Here is a 26,378-nt window from a genome sequence, read left to right on the forward strand (position 1 = left end):
ATGCGCGACGTGATTTAAAGTGTTTTAGCATGTCTTATTTACCATTCAGGTTTGCATAAAAAACCTTCTATGGGGAGATACTTTTCATGAACAGCATCTCCACCGGGAGGGTAGAATATGACAAAACATAAAGTAGAAATTTGCGGAGTTGATACATCAAAATTACCTGTACTAAAAAACAATGAAATGCGTGAATTGTTTAAACGAATGAAAGACGGTGATTTAACAGCTAGGGAAGAATTGGTGAACGGGAATCTGCGCCTTGTATTAAGTGTTATTCAGCGCTTTAATAACCGCGGTGAATATGGTGATGATTTATTCCAGGTTGGCTGTATTGGACTCATGAAATCAATTGATAATTTTGACTTAGGACATAATGTAAAGTTTTCCACTTATGCTGTACCGATGATTATCGGTGAAATAAGGCGATATCTGCGGGATAACAATCCAATCAGGGTTTCAAGGTCATTGCGGGATACGGCTTACAAAGCACTTCAAGTCAGGGAAAAATTAATCAGTAAAACCTCCAAAGAGCCAACAGCCATGGAAATAGCCGAAGAAATGGATGTCGACCATTCAGATATTGTATTTGCAATGGATGCCATCCAGGATCCAGTCTCGCTATTTGAACCTATTTATAATGATGGCGGTGACCCGATCTATGTTATGGACCAGCTGAGCGATGATAAAGATAAAGATTCGCTGTGGGTTGATAAGCTTTCACTGAAAGAAGGGATGTATCAGCTCAATGATCGTGAAAAAATGATCCTGAACAAACGCTTCTTCCAAGGAAAGACGCAAATGGAAGTGGCTGATGAAATTGGTATATCCCAGGCACAGGTCTCCCGACTTGAAAAAGCAGCCATTGACCAAATGAACAAAGAAATGTTCGAGTAGGTATGACTAGGTTGATACAAGTCGTGCCGGATGTCAGATGACTTTGATTGGGAGGGAATCAGCGAAAGAGTTACATTAAACCCTAATAAAGGAGGATTCCAGTAAAGACATAACTGCATATCTCTTCTAATTGCAATCGGCGCCAAATGCTATTTGGGGTCGTTTTTTTGCGATCATTTTTTAATCGTCCATGCATGAATTTTTAGCTGCAGATCGTATCAACGGAGGCCTAAACCAACAACAGGCTGCTTAATCAGGATTTTGTATAAAAGATCGTCTCCATTTGATAAGAAGCATGCGTTAAGCAATCCGAATACGTGTAGACACCTGCGGGACATGCAATCGCCTGCGGAAAGCGACGAGTTGCACTTCCACCGAATAAGCTGCGCGTTGCGAGGAGCGGATGCTTCGTCAAAATGGCTTGCAACGCGACAAGCACGTGTGTTCGGACTATGGCTGGATAACAACAACCATTATGAAAAAAGTTAAAAAATCCCTGTAAAAACACTGAAGTTGCACTATTATGAAATTGATTCGTCCATATCACTTTTTTGAGGACAAATTCGATTGTATTAAACAAGAGGGATCATAATATTTTGAACATCTATCTGCATATAATCTGTAGTAAGGCAGGTGAATCTCAGTGGTAACATTATCCGATTTGCAAATAAAAGAAGTGATTGTAATGAGTGACGGCAAGAGGCTAGGACATATTTCTGATCTGGAAATTGACGGGGATAACGGGAAGATTACAGCATTGGTGATTTTCGCTAAAGATAAAAAATCGAGCCTTTTCGGGAAATCCGATGAGCTGATTATACCCTGGAACCACATTGAGGTGATCGGCACAGATGTCATTTTGGTCAGGGAGGTAACATCACCTTCTCTTTATCCGGATCAACAATTGCTCGAATAATGACTGAAATATGGTAAAATGGTACAAGCACATAACGTTGATTAGGGGGAATAACCAAATGACGGAACCATTTCAGCAGGTGACAGAGACCAATTTAACCATCGAAAAATGGCAACAGCTGAACCCTGATCTGAAGGCGGGTTTTACAACGCGAAATGGCGGATACAGTAAAGTTCCTTATGATACAATGAACCTTGGTTTACACGTACCGGATAAATCAGAAAACGTCCTCGCCAATCGACGGAGACTGGCAGAGATACTCCATGCGCCATTAGCATCATGGGTATCCGGCGAACAGACCCATCAGACAAACGTTCATGTTGTAAATGATCAGGACAGTGGAAAAGGAGCAACAGCCTATGATACGTCATTAAAAGATATTGATGGTATCATCACGAACCGCAATGGTATACTGTGTACGGCGTTTTTTGCTGATTGTGTTCCCATTTATTTCTTCGATCCCGTTTCAGGATATATTGGTATTGCACATGCGGGATGGAAAGGAACCGTCCATCGTATCGGTCAAGAAATGGTTGAAACACTGCAATTGGCTGGTGCTGAACCGGCTGATGTTTTAGTTGCCATAGGTCCAAGTATATCTGGTAATGTATACGAGGTAGATGAGCGAATTGTCCGTCATATTCCGGATGAGCTGTTCGGAAAAACGGTGACTAAACTGGAGAATGACCGCTTTTTGCTTGATTTGAAACAATTAAACATAGAAATTCTTTTACAGCAAGGTATTTTACGTCATAATATAGACGTAACAAATTATTGCACATTTTTCGATGAATCACTATTTTTCTCGCACCGGCGTGATCAGGGGAAAACAGGAAGAATGCTGGGCTACATTGGTTATGAAAAATGATAAAACGGGGAGGACGAAGGCTATAATGGATGTAGCAACAAATTTGCGCCATATTAAACAAAACATTGAACAAGCTTGTGCAAAAAGTAATCGAAATCCTGAGGAAATTACCATAATTGGTGTCACGAAATATGTTACAATAGAACGAACAGAAGAAGCGATTAATGCCGGAATCAAAAATCTTGGTGAAAATAGGCTGGAAGGCTTTCTAGAAAAACACGACTGCATACAGGATAAAGCGTCATGGCATTTTATCGGTACATTACAGTCAAGAAAGGTCAAAGAAGTTGTCGATAAGGTTGATGCTATTCATTCATTGGACCGGATGTCACTGGCCCAAGAAATTAATAAGCGGACGGAAACCCCTGTTGATTGTTTTGTACAGGTGAATGTCAGCGGTGAGGAATCGAAACATGGCCTTGCCCCTGACGACACACTTTCATTTATTAAAGAGCTGGAAGTGTTTGAAAACGTCCGAGTAGTTGGGCTGATGACGATGGCACCACATATTGACGATAAGGCTCATCTACGGAGCATTTTCAGACACCTGGTTTCACTGAGGGATAACATAAAGGCAGAACAATTGACATATGCGCCATGTGAATACTTATCGATGGGCATGAGCAATGACTATCAGCTTGCTGTAGAAGAGGGTGCAACACATATCCGAATCGGATCCAAACTGGTCGGATCCTAAAAACGGGGTGAAATGATGAGCTTTAAGAACAAAATCAAGACGTTTTTCACGATGGAAGACGATTATGAGTATGTGGAACAGCAGGAGGAAGTAAACAGTTACGAATCTGCGGGGACTCAACGGAGCAAAAATGGAAATGTTGTGAATTTAACAACGATGCAGGGGCCAACATCAAAAGTCGTTTTACATGAACCGCGCAATTATAGCGAAGCACAGGAAATTGCCGATAATGTCGTGAATAAACGGGCAATTGTGATAAATATGCAGCGGGTTGATCATGAGCAGGCAAAACGTATTGTTGATTTTCTAAGTGGTACGGTGTATGCCATTAACGGAGATATTCAAAAGCTTGGTGCCGAAACATTTCTTTGTACACCCGATAACGTTGATGTTTCGGGTTCCATAACAGAATCAATTGTCGAAGAAGACGAATATAGTAAAGGATGGTAACCAATTATGCAATCACTACTCAGTTTATTATATCTGGCATTGGAGCTTTATAGCTTTGCCCTAATTATTTATATATTCATGTCCTGGTTTCCCGGGGCGCGTGAATCTTCATTTGGTGTTTTTCTGGCCAAAATATGCGAACCATATCTTGAACCATTCCGGCGCATTATACCGCCGATTGGTATGATTGATATCTCCCCGATCGTTGCTATTTTTGTTCTCTATTTTGCCAGAGCGTTTGGTTTGCCAGTCCTGTTCAGCTGGTTTTAGAGGTTTATGATAATGGAAATTTACCAGCATTTCAGAAAAGATGAACACCCTTTTATTGATCAGACACTATCATGGATAGATCATGTGGAAAAAACATATCAGAAGAAGGTAACTGATTTCCTTGATCCGAGAGAACAGCAAATTGTTGATATGCTCACAGGAACAAGCATGGAAGAATTGAAAGTGCATCAACATGGCGGCAGCAATAATGCTGAACGAAAACGAGTTATTATTGCACCAATGTATGAAGAAATGACAGAAGCTGATTTTCACCTGACCTTAATGCAAGGATCCTATCATGAAAAATTTGTATCACTAGGTCATCGCGATGTTATGGGTGCATTTTTGTCTTTGGGGATTAAACGTCAAAAACTCGGCGATATCCTGGTTGAAGACGGGCTGATTCAAATGATTATGGCCGAAGAAATTGCACCATATGTGCTCACTAATTTGAGGGCTATCAAAAAAACAAGCATTAAACTAGAGGAACAGCCGCTTTCATCCGTTGTAGAAAAGGAAGTCAATTGGGTCGAATCCAGTCAGATTGTATCTTCGCTTCGTTTGGATACTGTGATAAAAGCGATTTACAATTTGTCCCGAAAAAATGCATCCGAATTGGTCACAAAAGGACTTGTGAAAGTAAACTATAAAGTGACTGTTGATCCGAAGCTGGTTTTGGAAGCAGGCGACATGCTTTCATTAAGGGGAAAAGGAAGAAGTAAACTGATCGGGATCAATGGCCGTACCAAAAAAGACAACATCAGCATTACAACAGCTCGCTTAAAATAATTTTGATCAGATGGCAGGATTTTTGGACTTTATGTCGAAAATACTTATAATATGGACTTATATACTTTAATATAATTGGTTAAACCACTTAAGGAGGTGGCCTGTGTGTCATTAACACCCCTGGACATTCACAATAAGGAATTTACGAGAAGTTTTCGCGGCTACGATGAGGATGAGGTCAATGAATTTCTCGATCAGGTAATTAAAGATTATGAAATGAGCATCCGTGATAAAAAAGATTTACAGGAAAAAGTCGACCAATTAAATGAAAAGCTTGGACATTTTACGAATATCGAAAGTACTTTAAATAACTCCATTCTGATTGCACAGGAAACGGCTGAAGAATTAAAAGGAAATGCGCAGAAAGAATCCAAATTAATCATTAAAGAAGCCGAGAAAAATGCAGATCGGATTGTGAATGAAGCATTAAACAAATCCCGCAGAATTGAAATGGAAGTTGAGGAACTGAAAAAACAGGCAAAAGTGTTCCGTACTCGTCTGAAAATGCTCGTGGAAGCTCAGCTTGATGTCATTGATGCGGGTGACTGGGACGAATTATTTGATGAGGAAATGGACGGCGAATCGGATGAGACGCCTGACTATGCTGAAACTAAGGCATAGGCCTTGACGTCTGCCTGTATTTTACATATAATGACTTCTATATTAATACGTAATATGATGACGGAGACAGTATGAATGGTTACCTGTCCAGCGAATCAGGAACTGGTGTAAGCCTGATACAGTGATACATTCAGAACATCACTCCCGAGTATCCATTCTGAACCGAGTAGGAGTAGGAAAGGACGGTTGATTCACGTTACGGATCTCGAGTGAATTTAAAATGGACTGATGAATGATTTTAAATTTATAAGGGTGGTACCGCGAGTCTTCTCGTCCCTTTTGGGAATGAGAAGGCTTTTTTATGATACTTTTTAAGGTTGATTGCAGCGGAAGATACTCGTCTTCTCCGGGCTTGCGTCAAGCCTCCATCCACATAATTTTTTGGGATGACCACTGAGTCAGTAATTGACATAAAGGAGCCTCAGAGCCCTCGCAGTGCGTACAAAGAACAAAGGCTAAGAACGCCACCGTCCTAGAAAAAGGGAAAGCTCTTTTTCTTCGTGCGATGCATCGCTGTCTCAGCTTTCCTTGTCCCCAACGCCTTTGTGACTAACATCGTGTTGGCCTGAGATACTCGTGGGGAGCTCGCGGAAAGCGGAATGTATGTCAACTGCGTGGTGGATAACACAAAGAATATGAAAAGTTACATTACATTTTAAACAAAACAAGGAGGAAAACATATTGGATTATAAAGATACATTACTAATGCCAAAGACGAAATTTCCGATGCGTGGGAATTTGCCGAATAAAGAGCCTGAGCGACAGAAAAAGTGGGATGAGGAACAGATTTACGAAAAAGGGCTTGAGCGGACAAAGGGACGCCCGCTGTTCATTTTGCATGACGGGCCTCCGTATGCAAATGGTGACTTGCATATCGGGCATGCGCTTAATAAAATACTGAAGGATTTTATCACACGGTATAAATCAATGAGCGGCTATCATGCGCCATATGTTCCTGGTTGGGACACACACGGCCTTCCGGTAGAAACGGCGTTGACCAAAAAGAAAAAGGTTGACCGCAAAAAAATGAGCGTTGCCGAGTTCAGGCAAAAATGTGCCGAATATGCGATGGGGCAGCTTGATAATCAGCGAACACAATTTAAAAAGTTTGGTATCCGCGGCGATTGGGATAACCCTTATATCACACTGACCAAAGATTATGAAGCAGCACAGATCAGGGTGTTTGGCGAGATGGCCAAAAAAGAATATATCTATAAAGGGCTGAAGCCTGTTTATTGGTCTCCTTCCTCAGAGTCGGCATTGGCAGAAGCCGAAATCGAATACTATGATAAACGGTCACCATCCATCTATGTTGCTTTTGACGTGACAGACGGCAAAGATGTGCTTGATGGTGACGAAAAAATCATCATTTGGACAACCACGCCATGGACCATTCCAGCAAATCTTGGTATTGCACTGAATCCCGAACTGGAGTATGCCGTTGTTGCCGTTAATGGTGAAAAATATGTGATTGCTCATGAGTTATTGGAGACATTGACAGATGAACTGGAATGGGACGATCCGGAAGTTGTCAAAACGTTTAAAGGGGAGGAAGCGGACAAAGTCACTGCCAAACACCCGTTTTATGACCGTGATTCACTTGTCATGCTTGGAGACCATGTTACAACAGACGCAGGTACCGGCTGTGTTCACACGTCACCAGGGCACGGGGAAGATGACTTTTACATGTCAAGAAGATATGGCCTGGAACCATTGTCCCCGGTTGATGAAAAAGGCTATTTCACCGATGAAGCACCAGGATTTGAAGGATTGTTTTACGATCAGGCCAACAAAATGATCACCGAAAAACTGGAAGAAGTTGGTTCGTTGCTGAAACTGACATTCATCACACACTCGTATCCGCATGACTGGCGTACGAAAAAGCCGACCATTTTCCGGGCAACATCCCAATGGTTTGCATCCATCAAGGATTTCCGCCAGAACATTCTGGATGAAATCAATCGGATCAGCTGGTATCCTGCCTGGGGCGAAACACGGCTCTATAATATGGTGCGTGACCGTGAAGACTGGTGTATTTCCCGGCAGCGGACATGGGGAGTGCCAATTCCGGTGTTCTATGCAGAAGATCATACACCAATTATTACTGATGAAACCATTGAACATGTATCCAAATTATTTGCCGAGCACGGATCGAACGTCTGGTTTGAACGCGAAGCCGAAGATCTCTTGCCGGAAGGATTCACTTCTGAGCATAGTCCGAATGGTAAATTCACCAAAGAAACGGATATTATGGATGTCTGGTTTGATTCTGGATCTTCCCATGAAGCTGTCTTAATGGGACGCGCAGATCACAGACGTCCAGCCGATGTTTACTTGGAAGGGAGTGACCAGTATCGCGGCTGGTTTAATTCATCCATTTCGACAGCAGTGGCTGTAACAGGCAGAGCGCCATATGAAACAATTATCAGCCATGGTTTTACATTGGATGGCGACGGCCGGAAAATGAGTAAATCACTCGGCAATGTGATGGATCCGTTAAAAATTCAAAAACAGCTTGGCATTGATATTTTGCGTCTGTGGGTATCATCGGTTGATTATCAGGCAGATGTGCGGATATCCCAGGAGATTCTGAAACAGATTTCTGAGGCTTATCGTAAAATCCGTAACACAGTCCGGTTCATGCTCGGGAATTTAGCTGATTTTGATCCGGCGAAAGATGCAGTGCCTGAAGCGGAAATGGAAGAAGTCGACCGTTACATGCTGCACCGCCTGCAGAACTTATTGAAGAACGTCCGAGACAGCTATGATGTTTATGAATACTCACCAATCTATTCATACATTCATAATTTCTGTACGGTTGATTTAAGTTCATTCTATCTTGATTTTGCCAAAGATATTTTGTATATCGAGGCAGCGGATAACCACCGCCGCAGAAGCATTCAGACAGCCTATTTTGAGATTGTCACAACATTGGTGAAACTGCTGACACCGATTATTCCGCATACGGCTGATGAAATGTGGGAGTACATCCCAGGTATCGAGGAAGAAAGTGTTCAACTGACTGATATTCCGGAACCAAGGGGAATCACCGGCTTTGACACACTGCATGAAAAATGGGATCACTTTATGCAAGTAAGAGATGATGTCCTGAAGGCATTGGAAGAAGCACGGGAAGATAAAGTTATCGGAAAATCACTGGAAGCAAAGATTACCGTCGTTCCGAAAGATAGTGAAACAAAGGAAGTGCTTGCCGGCATTTCCAATCTGCATCAGCTTTTCATCGTTTCAGAAGCCGATGTAACAAACAATGCATCCGATGCGAACGAATACCGGTATGTCGATGTTGAAGTTGAGAAGCACTCAGGTGAAAAATGTGCGCGCTGCTGGACGTCCGCTGAAACGGTTGGTCAGGATCAGGACCATCCGGATCTATGTTCACGATGTGCGGATATTGTGAAAGAGCATTATAATGCATAAAATCAATACGTAAAAGACGCCTATCCTTTTGAATGGATGATTCAGAAGGATAGGCGCTTTTATTATATTTATGGTAAAATGCTAAAGGAACCCTTAAAATGTAAAAGGGATATGACAAATGGAGGAACTGGAATGTACTTGTATTACATATTGGCATTACTAGTCATTGCGATCGATCAGCTGACCAAGTGGGTGATCGTTAAAACAATGGAACTTGGGGAACAGTTGACGGTCATCGGGAATTTTTTCCATTTAACGTCACATCGTAATAGTGGGGCTGCATGGGGGATACTGCAGGGCCAAATGGGTTTTTTTTATATCATTACAATCATTGTGATGATAGGTGTCATTTATTTCATGCAAAAATATGCGAAAGAAAACAAGCTGGCTGCGATTGCTTTGAGCTTAATTCTTGGCGGTGCGATCGGGAATTTTATTGACCGGCTGTTCCGGAAAGAAGTGGTCGATTTTTTTGATTTCACGATTTTCGGGTATGATTATCCGATATTTAATATAGCGGATTCAGCACTGGTAGCTGGCGTTATATTGGTGATCATAGTAACCATCATTGATGAACGAAAGGAAAAGCGACAAAATGACAAAACAGCACACGGTAACGGAAACTGAACAGAATATACGAATCGATAAACTGTTGTCAGACATGATTAATGATGTATCACGTTCACAGATTCAATCTTGGATAGCGGACGATTATGTAAGTGTTAATGCACAGCGTGTAAAGGCAAATTATAAGTGTCAGACCGGCGATGTCATTGAATGGATATTGCCTGAACCGGAATCATTAACGATCGAGCCGGAGAACATCCCATTATCGATTGTTTATGAGGATTCCGATCTGCTTGTTGTCAACAAACCAAGAGGAATGGTTGTCCATCCGTCTGCAGGTCATCAAAAGGGGACACTTGTGAATGCACTGATGTATCATTGTGATAGTTTGTCGCATGTGAATGGTGGCGAGCGGCCGGGCATTGTCCACCGCATTGATAAAGATACGAGCGGACTATTGGTTGTCGCCAAAAATGATCCGGTACATATCAGTCTTGCTGAACAGCTGTCTGCAAAAGATATCGACCGTCAATATGAGGCAATTGTTCATGGTGTGATTGATCATGAAACAGGCCTGATTGATGCACCAATTGGCCGGGACCCAAATGACCGGAAGAAGATGGGTGTTGTTGACAACGGAAAGTCTGCTGTAACGCATTTTCGTGTTGTGAACCGGTTCGCTGATTTTACCCATGTAGTATGTCAGCTGGAGACAGGCCGCACCCATCAAATTCGTGTCCATATGAAATATATTGGCTTTCCGATTGCCGGTGATCCAAAATACGGGCAGCGGAAAACACTGGATATCGGCGGCCAGGCCCTTCACGCAAAATCTCTTGAATTTAAGCACCCATCAACAAATGAACAGCTCCATTTTGAAGTGGAAGCACCATGTTATTTTCAGGGTTTGTTAGCGCAATTTGAAAAAAGCAATTGACAAGTGACAGGAAGTCTGCCATAATGAATTGAAATAAATATGAACCTTTAACATAGTCCAGTGAGGCTAAAAAGGTAGTGGAACGTTAGCATATGTGAGTATGTATGTCCAAGTCCCTTTTTGCTTCATTGGCGAAAAGGGACTTTTCAATTTCAGGGGGTGATAAGTTGCAGAAGAAAACAACGCTTCTGGATCAGGCAGCAATGGGGAGAGCATTAACGCGGATTGCCCATGAAATTGTCGAGAAAAATAAGGGCGGTGAAGATCTTGTGCTCGTTGGCGTTAAAACACGAGGCATACCGCTGACGAAGCGTCTGCAGGAGAAAATCCTGCAGATTGAAGGGATAACCGTGCCAACCGGCGAGCTTGATATCACTTTATACCGGGATGACCTGGAAAAGGTAACGTTTAATGAGGATCCTGAATTGAAAGCAACGAAAATTGATGTTGAATTAAAAAATAAAAAAGTCATTTTAGTTGATGATGTTCTCTACACAGGAAGAACGGTCAGAGCAGCGATGGATGCGGTTATGGACATTGAGCGTCCGTCACAGATTCAGCTAGGTGTGCTAGTTGACCGGGGACATCGTGAATTGCCAATCAGGGCAGATTACGTGGGGAAAAACATCCCTACGTCTGATCAGGAAATCATTGTTGTTCAGCTGTATGAAGTGGATGAACAGGATGAAGTGAGCATTTACGAAAAATAATAGAAGGACCTTTAATTAGATCCAGAGAGATTTAAAAGGTCGCCTTAGAAAACGTGTATTCACAGGACACGTGTACCTCTTTGCGGCCTTTTGCAAAGAGGTTTTTTAATGCATTTTTGGATTCGCAATATAAACGACGAATTGGAGGAAATCGAAATGAACAAACAAGCAATGGTCATGGACGTTCAGGAAGTACCAAAACTGCAAAAATGGATAGTCCTCAGTCTGCAGCATTTATTTGCGATGTTCGGATCAACTATTTTAGTTCCATTTTTGACAGGATTGTCACCGGCAGTAGCACTCGTATCGAGTGGCTTTGGGACACTTGCCTATCTATTGATTACGAAAGGAAACATTCCAGCATACTTAGGTTCAAGTTTTGCCTTTATTGCACCGATTATTGGTGCCAGTGCAGCAAGTGGTCCAGCCGGGGCAATGGTCGGCAGTTTCCTGGCAGGGGTCGTGTACGGCATTGTGGCACTGTTCATCCGATTGTCAGGTCTGAATTGGTTAATGCGTATATTACCGCCGATTGTTGTCGGTCCTGTGATCATTGTAATTGGGCTGGGTCTCGCTTCAACGGCCATTGACATGTCTATGTATGTACCGGGATTAGATGAGAATGTATACAGTGGCATGTACTTTAGTGTCGCACTGTTCACATTGGCTGTCACCATCATAGCATCCATTTTTTTCAGGGGATTCTTTGGCTTGATTCCAATCTTGATTGGCATTTTTTCAGGCTACACATTCGCGCTTTTTCAGGGCGTTGTGGATACAGCAGAAATAAGAGCAGAATGGGCGGGGATAACTTCGGCAGGGTCACCCGGTGAATTGTTTACAGCAATCTTTAAATCACCTGACTTTATTGTACCGTTTTTAGATTATTCCCCGCTCGGCATCATCAGTGGTGAAATTGTGCTGCTCATGGTACCTGTTGCACTTGTGACCATAGCTGAACACATTGGCGATCAGATGGTGCTCTCAAAAGTTGTGGGCAGAAATTTCATTCAAAAGCCCGGTCTGCACAGGTCGATTTTGGGTGATGGTGCGGCAACTGTGCTCGCTTCTTTTCTTGGCGGACCGCCGAACACAACGTACGGTGAAAATATCGGTGTTTTGTCCATTACGAGGGTGTTTAGTGTGTTTGTCATCGGCGGTGCTGCCGTTTTCGCCATTTGCTTTGGCTTTGTCGGCATTGTAACTGCAACCATCAGTTCGATTCCGTCAGCGGTGATGGGTGGTGTCTCGATTCTGTTGTTCGGGATCATTGCCTCAAATGGGCTGCGGATGCTGATTGATAACCAGGTTGATTTGAGTGATAAACGAAATCTTGTTATAGCTTCTGTCATCCTGGTCATTGGCGTTGGTGGAGCATTTATCCAGCTGTCTGATAACCTGCAAATCGCCGGCATGGCCCTGTCAGCCATCATTGGCGTATTGCTGAACCTTGTATTGCCTGGCAAAGAAAGCGGCTATGGCAATGGCGCCATGTTTGACGACAATGAAGGCAAACACCATGATGACGCGGCCTAGATAGTAATTGGAAAGGATGAAGTATGATGCGGCATTTTATTTCAACACGGGAGCTTTCGGCTGCTTCGATTTATGACATTCTAAATACAGCTGAAAAGTTGCGGGACTCATCGGAATCTTTTTCTCAGCAGTACTTTGCTGCCAATTTGTTTTTTGAACCGAGTACACGGACCAAAATGAGTTTTCTTGTTGCTGAGAAGAAATTGGGAATGGCGCCATTGGACTTTCAGCCGGAAAGTTCCAGTATGTCCAAAGGTGAGTCCTTGTATGATACAGCACGAACGTATGAAGCTATCGGGGCAGACCTTCTGATTGTCCGACATTTGTCTGATCGCTGGTATGATGAACTCATTGGAAAGACATCAATCCCGATTATTAATGCGGGTGCTGGAAAGGGAGAGCATCCGACACAATCAATGCTTGATCTTCTCACAATCTATCAGGAGTTTGGATCATTTGAAAACTTGGAAGTTGTCATAGCAGGAGACATTAAGCATAGCCGGGTGGCACGGTCCAATGCTTATGCATTGACCACCTTGGGTGCGAAGGTTTACTTTACTGCAGCACCGGGATTTGAAGATGATTCATTGGATTTCCCTTACGTTGCAATCGAGGAGGCTTGCGCCATGTGTGATGTGCTGATGCTGCTCAGAATCCAGCATGAACGTCACGTAACACAAACGTGTGATACCTTTTCATACTTAGCCAACTACGGTCTTACGATGGAACGTGAACAAAAAATGACGGATCATGCCATTATCTTGCATCCGGCACCTGTGAACCGTGACGTAGAAATCGATACAAGACTGGTAGAGTGCACACGTTCGAGGATTTTCAAACAAATGGAAAATGGCGTTTATGCACGCATGGCCGTCATATCAATTTTGCTAAAGGAGTGGGGGGTCAATCATGAGAACGTTGCTGAAAAATGCCAGACAATTACGTTATGAAAACGAAACGGAGTACTGTAACATTTTAATAGAAGAAGGGAAAATCAAGGAAATCGCTTCGGACATCCATGAACATGCCGATGACATAATAGATTGCAAGAATCAAATGGTGTTTCCCGGTTTCATCGATGCCCATGTTCATTTGCGTGAACCGGGCGGTGAACATAAGGAAACCATCAAAACCGGTACAAAAGCGGCAGCGCGGGGCGGGTTTTCAACTGTATGTGCCATGCCGAATACAAATCCTGTCCCGGATCATAAAGGTACACTTCATGAGCATCTGGTGAATATGGACCAGGACGCCTGTATACGTGTGCTGCCATACGCATCCATTACAAAGGGGCTAAGGGGTGAAGAACTGACAAACATAACGGAACTTGCCCAATCCGGTGCTTTGGCCTTTACCGATGATGGTGTGGGGGTGCAGACGGCTGACGTCATGCTCCGGGCAATGGAGGAGGCAGCTGCTAATGAAAAGCCCGTTGTCGCTCATTGCGAGGATAACTCACTTGTATATGGCGGGGTTATTCACCAGGGACAGGTCAGTGAGCGTCTTGACCTGCCTGGAATCCCTTCACTGAGTGAATCAGTGCAAATTGCCCGGGATGTGCTACTGGCTGAAGCAGCGGGCTGTCATTACCATGTATGCCATGTCAGTACGAAGGAATCAGTAAGGGTCATTCGTGATGCCAAACGGGCAGGTATTCATGTAACAGCTGAAGTAACCCCGCACCATTTGTTATTAAATGAACAAGCAGTCAAAGTAGATGACGCCAATTTCAAAATGAATCCACCATTGCGCAGTAAAGCAGACCAGAAAGCGTTGCTGGATGGATTGCTTGATGGAACAATCGATTTTATCGCAACAGACCATGCCCCACATACGGAAGCAGAGAAAGTACCAGGCTTTCGTCAAGCGCCATTCGGCATTGTTGGCCTGGAGACCGCCTTTCCGCTTTTATACACGTACTTGGTTCAAACGGAAAAGGTAACACTGGAACAATTAATAGGTTGGCTGACAGTTAAACCGGCGAACACATTTCGTTTACCCTATGGCGTATTACAAGAGGGGGCAGCAGCTGACTTAACCATCGTTAATCTGGACAAAACAATAGTTTTGGATAAAAACACGTTTTATTCAAAAGGAAAAAATACGCCATTTCATGGTTGGCGGGTCCAAGGTATTCCGGAAGCAACCATTGTGGACGGAAAAATTGTTTACAAGGAGGATTCATATGATTGAACGTCAGCTGATTCTGGAAGATGGGACGGTTTTTACCGGTAAAGGGTTTGGCGCTGAAACGAGCGCAGCAGGTGAAGTGGTTTTCAATACTGGCATGACTGGATACCAGGAGGTCATAACTGATCCGTCATACTGTGGTCAGATTGTCGCCATGACTTATCCCCTCATCGGTAACTATGGCATTAACCGGGATGATTTTGAAACAGTTACGCCATTTATCCATGGGTTGATCGTCAAAGAATCAAGCGAATTCCCGTCTAATTTTCGCAGTGATGAAACATTGCACGATTATTTGAAAGCCAACGGGGTTCCCGGGATCTATGGCATTGATACACGAAAACTGACGAAAATCATCCGCAAGCATGGAACAATGAAGGCGATAATCATAGACGTCGGCAAGCCAGTAGATGAACTGATTGAAAATGTCAAAAAACTGCCTGACCAAATGGACCAGGTCAAGCAAACATCAACTGTTAACCCCTATGTTGTACCAGGACGGGGCATGCGTATAGTGCTGGTGGATTTTGGCATGAAGCATGGTATTTTGCGTGAATTAACGAAACGGGATTGCCATGTAACGGTTGTTCCGTACAATTATAGTGCAGAGAAGCTATTACGGTTAAAGCCTGATGGGATCATGCTGACGAACGGTCCTGGTGATCCGAAAAATGTCCCGGAGTCCATTGAGATGGTCAAAACGGTGCTTGGACAAATTCCGCTGTTCGGCATTTGTCTCGGGCATCAGCTACTGGCACTTGCCTGCGATGCGGATACAGAAAAAATGACATTCGGTCATCGCGGTGTCAATCACCCGGTTAAAGACCTGGAAAAAAATAAAACCTTTATGACATCGCAGAACCACAGCTATGCGGTGACTCACAAATCATTAAGAAGGACAGATCTGGCGTTAACACAGTTTGCCTTAAACGATAATACGGTGGAAGGAATCAGGCATAAAACACATCCGGCATTTTCTGTGCAATATCATCCGGAAAGTTCGCCAGGTCCGGAAGATACGCCGCAGTTATTTGATGAATTTTTACAGATGATCTTAGAAACCAGACAGAAGGAGAATGTATATGCCTAAGAAAATGACCATTGAGAGAATTCTCGTCATCGGTTCAGGTCCCATAGTGATCGGACAGGCAGCAGAATTTGACTATTCCGGATCACAGGCATGCCAGGCGCTGAAGGAGGAAGGCTATACGGTTATTCTGGCCAACTCCAATCCGGCAACAATTATGACCGACAAAACAATGGCAGATAAAATTTATATGGAACCGTTGACGGCTGAGTTCTTAATGAAAATTGTGCGTAAAGAACAGCCTGACGCGATACTCCCTACACTGGGAGGTCAAACGGCGTTGAACCTGGCGGTGGAATTGGAGAAATCAGGTATATTGCGTAAATACCAGGTTGAATTGCTTGGGACTCCCCTGAATGCGATTGAAAAGGCGGAAGATCGTGAAAAATTCAGGGCTTTAATGCATCAACTGGATGAACCTGTCCCAGACAGTCAAATCGTCCATTCAGTTGAAGAGGCGATGGACTTTGCCAGTGAAATTGGTTATCCGGTTATCGTACGCCCTGCTTACACACTGGGCGGAACCGGGGGCGGCATGTGTCATGACGAATCAGAACTGAAGGAAATTGCCCGCAACGGTTTGGCACTTTCTCCCGTCAACCAATGTTTGATCGAAAAAAACATTGCTGGATTCAAGGAAATCGAATATGAAGTCATGCGTGATCGACATGATCAGGCCATTGTCGTGTGCAATATGGAAAATATTGATCCGGTCGGCATTCATACGGGTGACTCTGCAGTTGTTGCTCCATCGCAAACGCTCAGTGACCGGGAATATCAGCTTCTGAGGAACGCCTCATTAAAAATCATACGTTCATTGGATATCGAAGGCGGATGCAACGTACAGCTGGCTCTTGACCCAGATAGTTTCAGCTATTATGTGATTGAAGTGAACCCGCGTGTGAGCAGATCCTCAGCGCTTGCATCCAAAGCAACAGGCTATCCGATTGCCAAAGTGGCAGCGAAAATTGCAGTCGGACTGACGCTCGATGAAATCGTCAATCCCATTACAGGTACAACATACGCCTGTTTCGAACCGGCACTTGACTATGTCGTCACGAAAATCCCGCGTTTTCCGTTCGATAAATTTGTTAACGGTAATCGGTATCTTGGTACACAAATGAAGGCAACCGGTGAAGTGATGGCAATTGGACGAAGCTTTGAAGAGTCATTGCTGAAAGGTATCCGCTCACTGGATGTAGGAACTGAGGATGTATGGCTTCCGGGTTTGGCTGATGCAACCGTTGATGAACTCAAATCCCGCCTGCAAAAGTGCGATGATGAACGGTTATTTGTTCTGGCAGAAGTTTTTCGACGAGGCATGACGGTAGAAGACGTTTTCCAGTTGACGAAAATAGATCGTTTCTTTCTGGTAAAATTACAACAGATCATTGATATAGAAGTGTGGCTAAGCGAGAACAAATTTAACCCTGAAGTATTAAAGGAAGCAAAAGGATTAGGACTGTCCGACGTCCACATAGCACGGGTCTGGGAAACATCGGCTGATGACGTCTATACATTACGCCTCAAACACGCCATCACGCCAGTTTACAAAATGGTTGATACGTGTGCAGCAGAATTTGCATCCGAAACCCCTTATTTTTACAGTACGTATGAGGATGAACAGGAGTCCGTTCAATCTGACCGAAAAAAAATACTTGTCCTGGGATCAGGTCCGATCCGAATTGGACAGGGGATTGAATTTGATTATGCGACTGTCCATTCGGTCCTCGCTATTAAAGAAATGGGGTATGAAGCCATCATTATGAATAACAACCCGGAAACGGTCTCAACTGATTTCAGCATTTCGGATAAGCTTTATTTTGAACCGCTTACCCTGGAAGATGTCATGCATGTCACCAATCTTGAGCAGCCTGAGGGTGTGATCGTCCAGTTTGGCGGTCAGACAGCGATTAACTTGGCGGAAGGGCTTGAGCGTCGAGGTGTAAACATTTTAGGAACCGATTTGGAGGCAATTGACAAGGCGGAAAATCGTGATCAATTTGAACAGCTTTTAAATAATTTGAACTTGTTGCGTCCTAAAGGAAAAACCGTATTGAAACTTGAGCAGGCAGAGGAAGCAGCTCATCAAATTGGTTATCCTGTACTGGTAAGGCCATCCTATGTCATTGGAGGCAGCCGGATGGAAATCGTTTATGATGATGATGAGCTGCATAACTATCTGGCCAAGTCCAATGGGGCAGATAGTGCACATCCGATTCTGGTTGATCAGTATATGACCGGCATTGAGGTGGAGATTGATGCCATCAGTGACGGGGAAACAGTTATTGTACCGGGAATTATGGAACATATCGAACGTTCGGGAGTCCATTCGGGAGATTCCATTGCCGTTTATCCACCAAAGCGACTCAGCGATTTGATAAAACAGAAATGTATGGACGCAACATACAAGATTAGTCGTAAATTAAACGTTAAAGGACTCATTAATATACAATTTATCATTCGCCATGACGATGTTTACGTGCTGGAAGTCAATCCGCGGGCAAGCAGAACAATTCCTTTTCTGAGCAAAATAACCGGTATGACGATGGCTAATCTGGCCACCAGATGCATTTTAGGAGAGACATTAAAAGACATGGGCTATGAGTCGGGGATTTTGCCTGAAGTGGATACCGTTTCCGTCAAAGTGCCTGTCTTCTCATTTGAAAAATTGCGCAGTGTCGATACGATTCTCGGGCCTGAAATGAAATCGACCGGTGAAGCAATCGGTCATGACAAAACATTGGAAAAAGCATTGTATAAAGGATTAACAGCCGCCGGATTATCAGTGCCGCAGAAAGGTGCAGTGCTCTTGACGGTGGCGGATAAGGATAAACAAGAAACAGTGGAGGTTGCTGAACGCTTTCATCAACTCGGATTTCAGCTGTATGCAACGGAAGGAACAGCAGCTTTTATGGATAAAGCAGGCATACCTGTAACAGCTGTCGCCAAGATCGGATCATTTGAACGAAACGTCCTGACAATTATTGAAAACGGCGACGTTCAATTTGTGGTAAATACGCTGACATCCGGCAGAAAACCTCGTTCTGACGGGTTTAGAATCCGCCGTGAAGCGGTTGAGCATGGCATCGCATGTGTAACGAACCTGGATACAGCGAAGGCCATTCTAAATGTCATTGATTCAACAACATTCAGCGCAAAACCAATGATTAAAAGAAGAGCGATTTTATCATGAAAAAGCGTGTTGACATGATCGTTCAATCAGTCAGAGAGATTGCTCTGGATACATTTGAGATGACATTGCAGAATGCCGAAACTGCTAATACAGCCAAACCGGGTCAATTTCTGTATCTGTCGGTGGAAGGTCATACACTGAGAAGGCCCATTTCCATTGCAGATGCTGATCCGGAAAGCGGAACTGTAACCATTTTGTTTAAAACGACCGGTGATGGCACGAAGCACTTATCTATGTTTTGTTCCGGGATGAATCTGGACGTAATAGGGCCGACAGGGAATGGATTTTACTGCGATGCCGGGACAGTGAAAACAGCATTGTTGATTGGGGGCGGTATTGGCGTACCCCCTTTATATTACCTTGGAAAAGAACTAAGAAAAAATGGCATTGGGGTTATAACTGTTCTTGGTTTCCAATCAAAGGAATATGTGTTTTATGAAGAAATGTTTCAGGAGTTTGGGAAAGCGTATGTGGCAACGAACGATGGCAGTTATGGCTATCAAGGATATGTAACGGATATATTGGATCAAGTCGGGCACTTTGACCATTATTATTCTTGTGGGCCGATTTCGATGTTGCGGGCTATCACAAGTAAACTACGTACTCATTCAGGCTCCATTTCATTGGAAGAGCGAATGGGCTGTGGTATCGGCGCCTGTTTTGCCTGTGTCATTCCAGCTGATAATGAGGGCGGATACCGGAAAATATGCACGGATGGTCCGGTATTTGCAGCAGGCGAGGTGAGGCTATGATTGATTTATCCGTTGATCTGCCCGGGCTAAAACTGAAAAATCCGGTCATGCCTGCATCGGGCTGTTTCGGCTTTGGCAGGGAATACAGTGAATTTTACAATTTGCGCCAGCTTGGTGGAGTGATTATGAAAGCTGCGACAGGTGAGCACCGATTGGGTAATGATACACCTCGTGTTGCAGAAACAGCATCGGGTATGCTTAATGCAATCGGTCTGCAAAACCCGGGCGTGGAAAAAATTATAGCCAATGAAGTGCCGTTCCTTGCCAAGTATGATATACCGATCCTTGCCAATGTAGCCGGCAGTACAGTTGAGGAATATGTGGCGATTGCTGAAAGATTTAACAGATCTGAATCAGTCAATGCGCTGGAACTGAATATCTCCTGCCCAAATGTAAAAGAAGGAGGAATTCAGTTTGGAACCGATCCTTCCATGGCTCGTGATGTAACTGAAAAGGTAAAAGCTGCCAGTGATCTGCCAGTCTATGTCAAACTTTCTCCAAACGTTTCGGATATCGTGGAGATGGCAAAGGCGGTTGAACAAGCAGGAGCGGATGGATTGTCCATGATCAATACACTGACTGGCATGCAAATTGATCTATCCAGGAGGAAGCCATTATTGGCCAATCAAACCGGTGGACTGTCCGGTCAGGCGATTAAACCGATTGCTATTCGCATGATTTATGAGGTTAAGCAGCATGTCGCGATCCCGATAATGGGGATGGGTGGTATTCTGACTGCAGAAGATGTGCTGGAATTTTTGCTGGCAGGGGCCAGTACCGTGGCTGTTGGAACAGCCAATTTTCAGAATCCTTATGTCTGTCCGGAAATCATTGAAGTTTTGCCGAACGTTTTGCAAAAATACGGATTCGATTCGGTAAAGGCTGCTATTGGAAAGGGGCATGAAGCATGATTGAAAATATCTATCTGGCATTGGATTTTCCGACGTGGGAGGAAGCGAACGATTTTATTGAATGGAACGAATTTCATGGCATTCCCGTCAAAGTGGGAATGGAACTATACTACCGTGAAGGGCCGCGGCTGATTGAATCGTTGAAAGAAAATGGCCATGCTATTTTTCTTGATTTAAAACTTCATGATATCCCGACAACTGTTATGAAGGCCATGAAAAATATAGCAGGCCTCGGTGTTGACATGGTAAATGTTCATGCACTTGGCGGAAGCGACATGATCCGGCGGGCAAAGGAAGGGTTAATGGCTGGTTCTCCGACAAATCATGAACCAAAGTTGATTGCTGTTACCATTATGACGTCAATGGATAACGCAGCTATGAACGATGAACTGAAGATACAGGGTAATCTGCAGAATAATGTCATCCATTTTGCCGATTTCGCCCGTGAAAATGGGGCGGATGGCGTTGTCTGCTCGGTTCATGAAGCGAATAGGATTAAGGATGTTTGCGGTGCTTCATTCTTGACTGTTACACCAGGGATCCGGCTGCAAGAATCTGCGGATGATGATCAAAAACGTATTGCCACCCCGGCATTTGCTCGTGAAAATGGTGCAGATATACTCGTTGCAGGGCGAACCATAACTAATTCCAGAAATCCAAAGTCAGCCTATGAAAATGTTCAAAAGGAGTGGTTATATGGGGTTGAATGATGAAATAGCAAAGGATTTACTAAGTATCAAAGCTGTTCAGATCAGGCCTGATGATTATTTCACGTGGACATCCGGTATTAAATCACCGATCTATTGTGATAACCGATTGACGATGTCGTATCCTGAAATTCGGAATAAAATTGCGAATGCATTTGTTCAGCTGATTAAACAGATGGATCAGTTGCCGGACATCATCGCTGGCTGTGCTACAGCAGGAATTCCGCATGCAGCCTGGGTTGCTGATAAACTTGGTCTGCCTTTGGTCTATGTTCGATCTGAGCCAAAAAGCCACGGGAAAGCAAATCAAATTGAAGGTAAATTTGAAACGGGACAGCGCGTCATTGTCATCGAGGATCTAATCTCTACAGGAGGGTCTGCACTTGAAACGGCCGATGTATTGAAACGGGAGGGTGCAGATGTAATCGGGGTCCTGGCGATTTTTACATATGGTCTGGAAAAAGCTAAACAGCAATTTTCTGAGGCCAAATGCGAGTACCGGACAATCACGAATTACGATGAGATCCTGGAATTGCTAGTTGAGGATAGATCGATAACTTCTGCTGAGCGTCAACAACTGGAAACGTGGCGTTATAGCCTTTAATCATCCGCAACGGGTGACCGGTTCTGGCCGGTCATTATTTTTTTCTTCTTTATCAGGTTATAACCCTTTAAACTTCCCCGAACTTTCTTCCAATTAATTAATATATGAGCATAATTCTCTTCATAGAACGATACGTTCTTAAAAAAGTATAATATTGTACGAAATAACGAGTAAACAGGAGCTAATAAGCGTAAATCGTTCTTTATAACGCATAAACGGCCAATTTTGACGTTTTGCAAAGCATAGATAGAGGTTTATACTCATACATATCATTCTTAATAAAGAACAAATAGTGAATGGATTTTTGATGGAACAAGTATATCTAACCATTTTTTGATCTTTTTGTTCTTTATAAGTAACAAATGGTCATTTTGATTTTGTCTCTCTATGCAGAGTTCAAAATAAAAAATTCTATTTTTAGGAGGAAGTCATATGAGTTTTAAAAAGAAGCTCGGTCTTGGCGTAGCATCAGCGGTACTCGGAATTTCACTAGTGGGAGGAGGGACATTTGCGTATTTTAATGATGTTGAAACAACGAATAATACATTCGCATCCGGTACTTTGGATTTAACAGTCGATCCAACTACGATTATTGATGTCGAAAATATGAAGCCAGGAGATAAAATGAATCGTCATTTTGAATTAGTGAATGATGGCACTCTTGATATTTCAGAAGTACTTCTGACGACTGATTATTCTGTTGAAGATGCTGTGGGTGATAATGGTGATGAGGACTTCGGTGATCACATTCGTGTTAATTTCCTGAAGAACGAAGACAAAAACGGTCTGATCCAGGAACCGGAAAATGTGATTACTTCTGCTGCTTTATCCGACCTTAAAGGCGAAATGCCTGATGCTGTTAAAAATCAAATTGAGGCATGGTTCGGCTGGGGAGATGAAGAAAGTGGTCTGAAAGCTGGCGACTCGGATGATTTGTATGTGCAATTTGAATTTGTGGATAGTGGAGAGCCGCAAAATGAATTTCAGGGCGACGCATTAACGCTGGAATGGTCATTTGATGCGCAACAAACAGATGGTGAATTAAAATAATCGTTTCCTTTTTAACATAATGGCATAAATAGAGTAAGGAGGCTGTGCAATGGGTATAAAAAAGAAATTAGGGATCGGTCTTGCTTCGGCGGTGTTAGGTATTAGTTTGATCGGCGGCGGAACTTTTGCATATTTCAATGATGTCGAAGAAACCAACAATACATTTGCTGCAGGCACGCTGGATTTAAATTTAAAAGGTGTAGATGATAAAGAAGATGTGGATCTTCATTTGGAAAACATGAAACCTGGTGACTGGAAAGTCCATCAAGTTCGTTTATATAACGACGGCTCACTGACCTTTAAAGACGTGAAGTTAAATACAGCGTATGAAATCAACGATGTTACGGGTGATAACGCAAATGAAGATTTTGCAGATCACATTCTCGTAACCATCATGGATACAGGTACAAACGAAGTATATGAACGGGATGTGCCCGTAAGTGAACTTGATGAAGTTGTCGTATCCAACAATCAAAGTCCGGGAGATCGAAAAATACTTAGAATGGATTTTAAATTCCATGACAATGGAGAAGATCAGAACAAATTCCAGGGTGATTCATTAAATTTGGATTTGACATTTGAGGCAAGTCAGGAAGACGGAGAACTTCAATAAGAATAAATAGAGGCTGGAACATAACGAAAGTAAAGTGGCTTAAAAGACAACCAATCGTCCGTTTTAGCGGAGGAAATATACGTAGATTCCAGCGGGAGGAAAGGCCTGAGTGAGACCACGAGTGTGAATGCTCGCGGAGGCTCACCAGCCGCCCGCGGAAAGCAACGAGCGAAACATCCACCGAGTAAACTACGAGTTGCGAGGAGTGCTGCTTCTCCGAAATCTCATTCAATACGACGAGCACCAAGTAGATTTCCGCAGCGGGGTATACTTTTCTTTGTTTGTTCGAATTTTTGTTTTATAAACGTTCTTTTGTCCCAGCCTCTTCCCCCTATATATATTTATAAGTATGAAACACGGGTTCTGTATTTATAAATGTATAATTTTCCTTCAATAAAAATTCAAGGAGGGATCACGTTTGCGTATGAGCCGACTTCGGAAATTTAATAGGAATAAGAAAATGATAGTGGCATGCAAAATATTAGTCATTTGTTATTTGTTAATTTTTACACTTGGATATCTGACGTCCGGAACCGGTGCTTATTTTAATTCATCGGAGGAAGATCAACAAGTCATTCAGGCCGGAACCTGGTGGGATGGAAGTGAACTTGTTTTTGTGGGGAACAATACGCAAAATATCAAAGCGTGCCCTCCTGAAGAAATAACTGTAGACATTAAAAATAGGGGATTCAGCATGATTGATTCCACTGAATATGGCGTTTATTACGTTGAAAATGGAAACCCGAAAAATAATGGGGAAAAAATAGCGGACGGAATGATTGAATCAATGGAGGAAGGCGAAACCAAATCCCTCACATTTGAAGCTGAACAAAAGGGATCTTATATGTTCACCATTTCCCAGCATCCCGAGTATGACGGGGATAACCAGAACCCCTGGAGCAAAAAAATGATGGTGAAGTGCATTGAAAATAATGAAAAAACGGAACAAGAAGAAGATAAGCAAAATGCCAAATCAGAAGAAGCAGAGAATAAAAATGATCAGGAACATGATGGGAATAATAACGAGGACACTGACAATAAAACGGACGAACAAGCAAATGATGACCAGGGTGAAAAAACGGATAACAAAGATAATCAGGTAACAGACAAACAGCAGCCAGATGATCAATCACATCAGGAAAATAAAGAAGAGGATACACCAAAAGATGGATCCAAGCAAATTGATAAGACAAATGACCATAACGCGGAAAGTGAAGCTCGGGACAAAGCTATAAACGATACATCAGAAAAGAAAGGCAGCGGGGAGGGTGAAACTGATGAGCAAAATGAATAGCAAAAAAATATTAAAATGGTTGAATAACATAGCCACCATCCTATTATTTGCCGTTTTAACCGGAATGCTGTTCGTTGTCGTATCCGCCAAAGCATCCGGCGGAGAACCCGAAATCTTTGGGTATCAATTAAAAACTGTCCTTTCCGGATCGATGGAGCCCGATATACAGACCGGTTCGATCATTGCCGTAAATCCTGACGGCGATATGACACGTTTTCAAAAAGGTGATGTGATCACGTACATGGAGGAGGAAGGAAAGTTAGTTACCCACCGTGTTGTGGAAGTTATAAACAGCGGTGAACATGTCATGTACCGCACGAAAGGGGATAATAATGATGCCTTTGATATCAGCCCTGTTCTTTCTGAAAATGTTGTAGCGGAGTATACCGGTTTTACAATTCCGTATCTTGGTTATTTGGTAAACCTTTCTCAGTCACAGAATGGCGCATTTTTATTGCTGATACCTGGTTTACTGCTTCTTGGTTACTCCGGGTTTATGATTTGGAAAGCACTGAAAGAAATTGAATCTGACAACATGGCGAAACAGCATCAAGATGAAGAACACGAAAGCCTGTCATCTTAAATAACGGCCTTGACCTGATGGAGGGATATAGGAATGAAAAAAATTGGATGTGTAATCATTTTGCTGGCTGTTATTAGTCTGGCAGCTTTGCCGGCAGGAAGTTCAGTGGCAGCAGTTAAAACAGATTCCGGAATTGATATCAGTATTACTCCTGAAGAATATCTATTTGAGATTCCGAGTATGAAACCTGGTGACTGGGCGCCCAGGACCATTCAAATCCAAAATAACGGTATCCATGAATTCGAGTACGTTACAACACTTCAAAACAATGGCGGTTCCGATAAATTGTTTCATGAACTTTTACTCGAGATAGGCGATGCCCACGGAGAATTATATGATGGGAAACTAGCGGATTTCAGCGGTTTTCCGCCAAGAAGTCTGGCACCTTCAAGTGAAGAAGAATTAACGTTTACCATAAAGTTTCCGGAATATCTGGGAAATGAATTCCAAGGACTCAGTACGCACTTTACACTTACCTTTCAAGCTGAGGAGGACAACAATACCGATCAGGCGATCAGTGGAGGAATAGTCGGAGGCGGGGGTTTACCATTACCTGACACAGCGACAGATATCTTCACGTATATCCTAATTGGAGCTACCCTTGTTGCTGCTGGAGGGATCATCTATTTTCTCAATCGGATCAGACAAAGCACGGAAAAATTTGGCTGACCTTGATCTATAATGATACAAGGTTG

General features: G+C 43.2%; 26 protein-coding genes and 1 other annotated feature. All 26 genes read left to right on the top strand.

The features are described 5' to 3' along the window. Positions 1-117 precede the first annotated feature (117 nt). Complete coding sequence (sigG, locus tag BM195_RS11785; RefSeq protein ID WP_090238314.1) at positions 118-897, top strand: RNA polymerase sporulation sigma factor SigG; 780 nt, start codon at positions 118-120, stop codon at positions 895-897. Between the two features lie 643 nt (positions 898-1,540). Next, positions 1,541-1,813, top strand: a complete 273-nt coding sequence (locus tag BM195_RS11790; RefSeq protein WP_090238317.1) for a YlmC/YmxH family sporulation protein — start codon at positions 1,541-1,543, stop codon at positions 1,811-1,813. A gap of 58 nt (positions 1,814-1,871) precedes the next feature. Next, positions 1,872-2,681, top strand: a complete 810-nt coding sequence (gene pgeF, locus BM195_RS11795; protein WP_090238320.1) for a peptidoglycan editing factor PgeF — start codon at positions 1,872-1,874, stop codon at positions 2,679-2,681. Between the two features lie 25 nt (positions 2,682-2,706). Next, positions 2,707-3,378 (top strand): YggS family pyridoxal phosphate-dependent enzyme, encoded by a 672-nt coding sequence (locus tag BM195_RS11800; RefSeq protein WP_170848243.1) that lies wholly within the window; start codon positions 2,707-2,709, stop codon positions 3,376-3,378. A 15-nt stretch (positions 3,379-3,393) separates the two neighbouring features. Beyond that, positions 3,394-3,828 (top strand): cell division protein SepF, encoded by a 435-nt coding sequence (locus tag BM195_RS11805; RefSeq protein ID WP_090238323.1) that lies wholly within the window; start codon positions 3,394-3,396, stop codon positions 3,826-3,828. Between the two features lie 6 nt (positions 3,829-3,834). After that, on the top strand, positions 3,835-4,098 hold the full coding sequence (locus BM195_RS11810; protein ID WP_090238326.1) for a YggT family protein: 264 nt from the start codon (positions 3,835-3,837) through the stop codon (positions 4,096-4,098). Between the two features lie 12 nt (positions 4,099-4,110). Beyond that, positions 4,111-4,887, top strand: coding sequence for a YlmH family RNA-binding protein (locus BM195_RS11815; RefSeq protein ID WP_090238329.1), 777 nt, complete (start codon positions 4,111-4,113; stop codon positions 4,885-4,887). A gap of 105 nt (positions 4,888-4,992) precedes the next feature. Continuing rightward, complete coding sequence (locus tag BM195_RS11820; protein ID WP_090238332.1) at positions 4,993-5,508, top strand: DivIVA domain-containing protein; 516 nt, start codon at positions 4,993-4,995, stop codon at positions 5,506-5,508. 48 nt (positions 5,509-5,556) lie between these two features. Continuing rightward, positions 5,557-5,789 (top strand) — a binding site (T-box leader). Between the two features lie 400 nt (positions 5,790-6,189). Continuing rightward, a complete protein-coding gene (gene ileS, locus BM195_RS11825) occupies positions 6,190-8,946 on the top strand; it encodes an isoleucine--tRNA ligase (protein WP_090238335.1) in 2,757 nt (918 codons plus the stop codon). 132 nt (positions 8,947-9,078) lie between these two features. Beyond that, entirely contained in the window at positions 9,079-9,573 is a 495-nt protein-coding gene (gene lspA, locus BM195_RS11830) for a signal peptidase II (protein WP_090238338.1), read from the top strand. Further along, positions 9,542-10,450, top strand: coding sequence for an RluA family pseudouridine synthase (locus BM195_RS11835; protein WP_090238341.1), 909 nt, complete (start codon positions 9,542-9,544; stop codon positions 10,448-10,450). The genes lspA and BM195_RS11835 overlap by 32 nt, the downstream gene beginning before the upstream one ends. Before the next feature lie 167 nt (positions 10,451-10,617). After that, positions 10,618-11,160 carry a bifunctional pyr operon transcriptional regulator/uracil phosphoribosyltransferase PyrR gene (pyrR, locus tag BM195_RS11840; RefSeq protein WP_090238344.1) on the top strand — a complete coding sequence of 181 codons (543 nt, stop codon included), beginning with the start codon at positions 10,618-10,620 and terminating at the stop codon, positions 11,158-11,160. A gap of 156 nt (positions 11,161-11,316) precedes the next feature. Continuing rightward, positions 11,317-12,696, top strand: a complete 1,380-nt coding sequence (locus BM195_RS11845) for a solute carrier family 23 protein (protein ID WP_090238622.1) — start codon at positions 11,317-11,319, stop codon at positions 12,694-12,696. A gap of 26 nt (positions 12,697-12,722) precedes the next feature. Next, on the top strand, positions 12,723-13,646 hold the full coding sequence (locus BM195_RS11850) for an aspartate carbamoyltransferase catalytic subunit (protein ID WP_090238347.1): 924 nt from the start codon (positions 12,723-12,725) through the stop codon (positions 13,644-13,646). Beyond that, complete coding sequence (locus tag BM195_RS11855; protein ID WP_090238350.1) at positions 13,606-14,889, top strand: dihydroorotase; 1,284 nt, start codon at positions 13,606-13,608, stop codon at positions 14,887-14,889. Before BM195_RS11850 ends, BM195_RS11855 begins: the two co-directional genes overlap by 41 nt. Then, positions 14,882-15,976 carry a carbamoyl phosphate synthase small subunit gene (locus BM195_RS11860; RefSeq protein ID WP_090238352.1) on the top strand — a complete coding sequence of 365 codons (1,095 nt, stop codon included), beginning with the start codon at positions 14,882-14,884 and terminating at the stop codon, positions 15,974-15,976. The genes BM195_RS11855 and BM195_RS11860 overlap by 8 nt, the downstream gene beginning before the upstream one ends. Then, on the top strand, positions 15,969-19,169 hold the full coding sequence (carB, locus tag BM195_RS11865) for a carbamoyl-phosphate synthase large subunit (protein ID WP_090238355.1): 3,201 nt from the start codon (positions 15,969-15,971) through the stop codon (positions 19,167-19,169). Before BM195_RS11860 ends, carB begins: the two co-directional genes overlap by 8 nt. Continuing rightward, positions 19,166-19,921: a dihydroorotate dehydrogenase electron transfer subunit gene (locus BM195_RS11870; RefSeq protein ID WP_090238358.1), complete on the top strand. Its 756-nt coding sequence runs from the start codon at positions 19,166-19,168 to the stop codon at positions 19,919-19,921. Before carB ends, BM195_RS11870 begins: the two co-directional genes overlap by 4 nt. Next, a complete protein-coding gene (locus BM195_RS11875; RefSeq protein WP_090238625.1) occupies positions 19,921-20,832 on the top strand; it encodes a dihydroorotate dehydrogenase in 912 nt (303 codons plus the stop codon). Before BM195_RS11870 ends, BM195_RS11875 begins: the two co-directional genes overlap by 1 nt. Further along, positions 20,829-21,542 (top strand): orotidine-5'-phosphate decarboxylase, encoded by a 714-nt coding sequence (gene pyrF, locus BM195_RS11880; RefSeq protein ID WP_090238361.1) that lies wholly within the window; start codon positions 20,829-20,831, stop codon positions 21,540-21,542. The genes BM195_RS11875 and pyrF overlap by 4 nt, the downstream gene beginning before the upstream one ends. Next, positions 21,529-22,143 carry an orotate phosphoribosyltransferase gene (gene pyrE, locus BM195_RS11885; protein WP_090238364.1) on the top strand — a complete coding sequence of 205 codons (615 nt, stop codon included), beginning with the start codon at positions 21,529-21,531 and terminating at the stop codon, positions 22,141-22,143. Before pyrF ends, pyrE begins: the two co-directional genes overlap by 14 nt. A 432-nt stretch (positions 22,144-22,575) precedes the next feature. Then, positions 22,576-23,193 carry a CalY family protein gene (locus BM195_RS11890; RefSeq protein ID WP_090238368.1) on the top strand — a complete coding sequence of 206 codons (618 nt, stop codon included), beginning with the start codon at positions 22,576-22,578 and terminating at the stop codon, positions 23,191-23,193. 49 nt (positions 23,194-23,242) lie between these two features. Continuing rightward, complete coding sequence (locus BM195_RS11895; protein WP_090238371.1) at positions 23,243-23,806, top strand: TasA family protein; 564 nt, start codon at positions 23,243-23,245, stop codon at positions 23,804-23,806. A 424-nt stretch (positions 23,807-24,230) separates the two neighbouring features. Then, positions 24,231-25,100 carry an amyloid fiber anchoring/assembly protein TapA gene (gene tapA, locus BM195_RS11900; protein WP_139223999.1) on the top strand — a complete coding sequence of 290 codons (870 nt, stop codon included), beginning with the start codon at positions 24,231-24,233 and terminating at the stop codon, positions 25,098-25,100. After that, on the top strand, positions 25,084-25,683 hold the full coding sequence (gene sipW, locus BM195_RS11905) for a signal peptidase I SipW (protein WP_090238377.1): 600 nt from the start codon (positions 25,084-25,086) through the stop codon (positions 25,681-25,683). Before tapA ends, sipW begins: the two co-directional genes overlap by 17 nt. Positions 25,684-25,716: 33 nt before the next feature. After that, a complete protein-coding gene (locus BM195_RS11910) occupies positions 25,717-26,352 on the top strand; it encodes a M73 family metallopeptidase (RefSeq protein WP_090238380.1) in 636 nt (211 codons plus the stop codon). Positions 26,353-26,378: the final 26 nt, after the last annotated feature.

This window comes from Lentibacillus halodurans, from assembly GCF_900112045.1.
Taxonomy (GTDB): Bacteria; Bacillota; Bacilli; order Bacillales; family Amphibacillaceae; genus Lentibacillus; species Lentibacillus halodurans.

What these genes read in the sequence shown, in the direction of transcription:
- sigG (WP_090238314.1), top strand. Translation starts at nt 118, where the DNA reads ATGACAAAACATAAAGTAGAAATTTGCGGAGTTGATACATCAAAATTA.
- pgeF (WP_090238320.1), top strand. Translation starts at nt 1,872, where the DNA reads ATGACGGAACCATTTCAGCAGGTGACAGAGACCAATTTAACCATCGAA.
- BM195_RS11800 (WP_170848243.1), top strand. Translation starts at nt 2,707, where the DNA reads ATGGATGTAGCAACAAATTTGCGCCATATTAAACAAAACATTGAACAA.
- BM195_RS11805 (WP_090238323.1), top strand. Translation starts at nt 3,394, where the DNA reads ATGAGCTTTAAGAACAAAATCAAGACGTTTTTCACGATGGAAGACGAT.
- BM195_RS11810 (WP_090238326.1), top strand. Translation starts at nt 3,835, where the DNA reads ATGCAATCACTACTCAGTTTATTATATCTGGCATTGGAGCTTTATAGC.
- BM195_RS11815 (WP_090238329.1), top strand. Translation starts at nt 4,111, where the DNA reads ATGGAAATTTACCAGCATTTCAGAAAAGATGAACACCCTTTTATTGAT.
- lspA (WP_090238338.1), top strand. Translation starts at nt 9,079, where the DNA reads ATGTACTTGTATTACATATTGGCATTACTAGTCATTGCGATCGATCAG.
- BM195_RS11835 (WP_090238341.1), top strand. Translation starts at nt 9,542, where the DNA reads ATGACAAAACAGCACACGGTAACGGAAACTGAACAGAATATACGAATC.
- BM195_RS11845 (WP_090238622.1), top strand. Translation starts at nt 11,317, where the DNA reads ATGAACAAACAAGCAATGGTCATGGACGTTCAGGAAGTACCAAAACTG.
- BM195_RS11850 (WP_090238347.1), top strand. Translation starts at nt 12,723, where the DNA reads ATGCGGCATTTTATTTCAACACGGGAGCTTTCGGCTGCTTCGATTTAT.
- BM195_RS11855 (WP_090238350.1), top strand. Translation starts at nt 13,606, where the DNA reads ATGAGAACGTTGCTGAAAAATGCCAGACAATTACGTTATGAAAACGAA.
- BM195_RS11860 (WP_090238352.1), top strand. Translation starts at nt 14,882, where the DNA reads ATGATTGAACGTCAGCTGATTCTGGAAGATGGGACGGTTTTTACCGGT.
- carB (WP_090238355.1), top strand. Translation starts at nt 15,969, where the DNA reads ATGCCTAAGAAAATGACCATTGAGAGAATTCTCGTCATCGGTTCAGGT.
- BM195_RS11870 (WP_090238358.1), top strand. Translation starts at nt 19,166, where the DNA reads ATGAAAAAGCGTGTTGACATGATCGTTCAATCAGTCAGAGAGATTGCT.
- pyrF (WP_090238361.1), top strand. Translation starts at nt 20,829, where the DNA reads ATGATTGAAAATATCTATCTGGCATTGGATTTTCCGACGTGGGAGGAA.
- pyrE (WP_090238364.1), top strand. Translation starts at nt 21,529, where the DNA reads ATGGGGTTGAATGATGAAATAGCAAAGGATTTACTAAGTATCAAAGCT.
- BM195_RS11890 (WP_090238368.1), top strand. Translation starts at nt 22,576, where the DNA reads ATGAGTTTTAAAAAGAAGCTCGGTCTTGGCGTAGCATCAGCGGTACTC.
- BM195_RS11895 (WP_090238371.1), top strand. Translation starts at nt 23,243, where the DNA reads ATGGGTATAAAAAAGAAATTAGGGATCGGTCTTGCTTCGGCGGTGTTA.
- tapA (WP_139223999.1), top strand. Translation starts at nt 24,231, where the DNA reads ATGAGCCGACTTCGGAAATTTAATAGGAATAAGAAAATGATAGTGGCA.
- sipW (WP_090238377.1), top strand. Translation starts at nt 25,084, where the DNA reads ATGAGCAAAATGAATAGCAAAAAAATATTAAAATGGTTGAATAACATA.
- BM195_RS11910 (WP_090238380.1), top strand. Translation starts at nt 25,717, where the DNA reads ATGAAAAAAATTGGATGTGTAATCATTTTGCTGGCTGTTATTAGTCTG.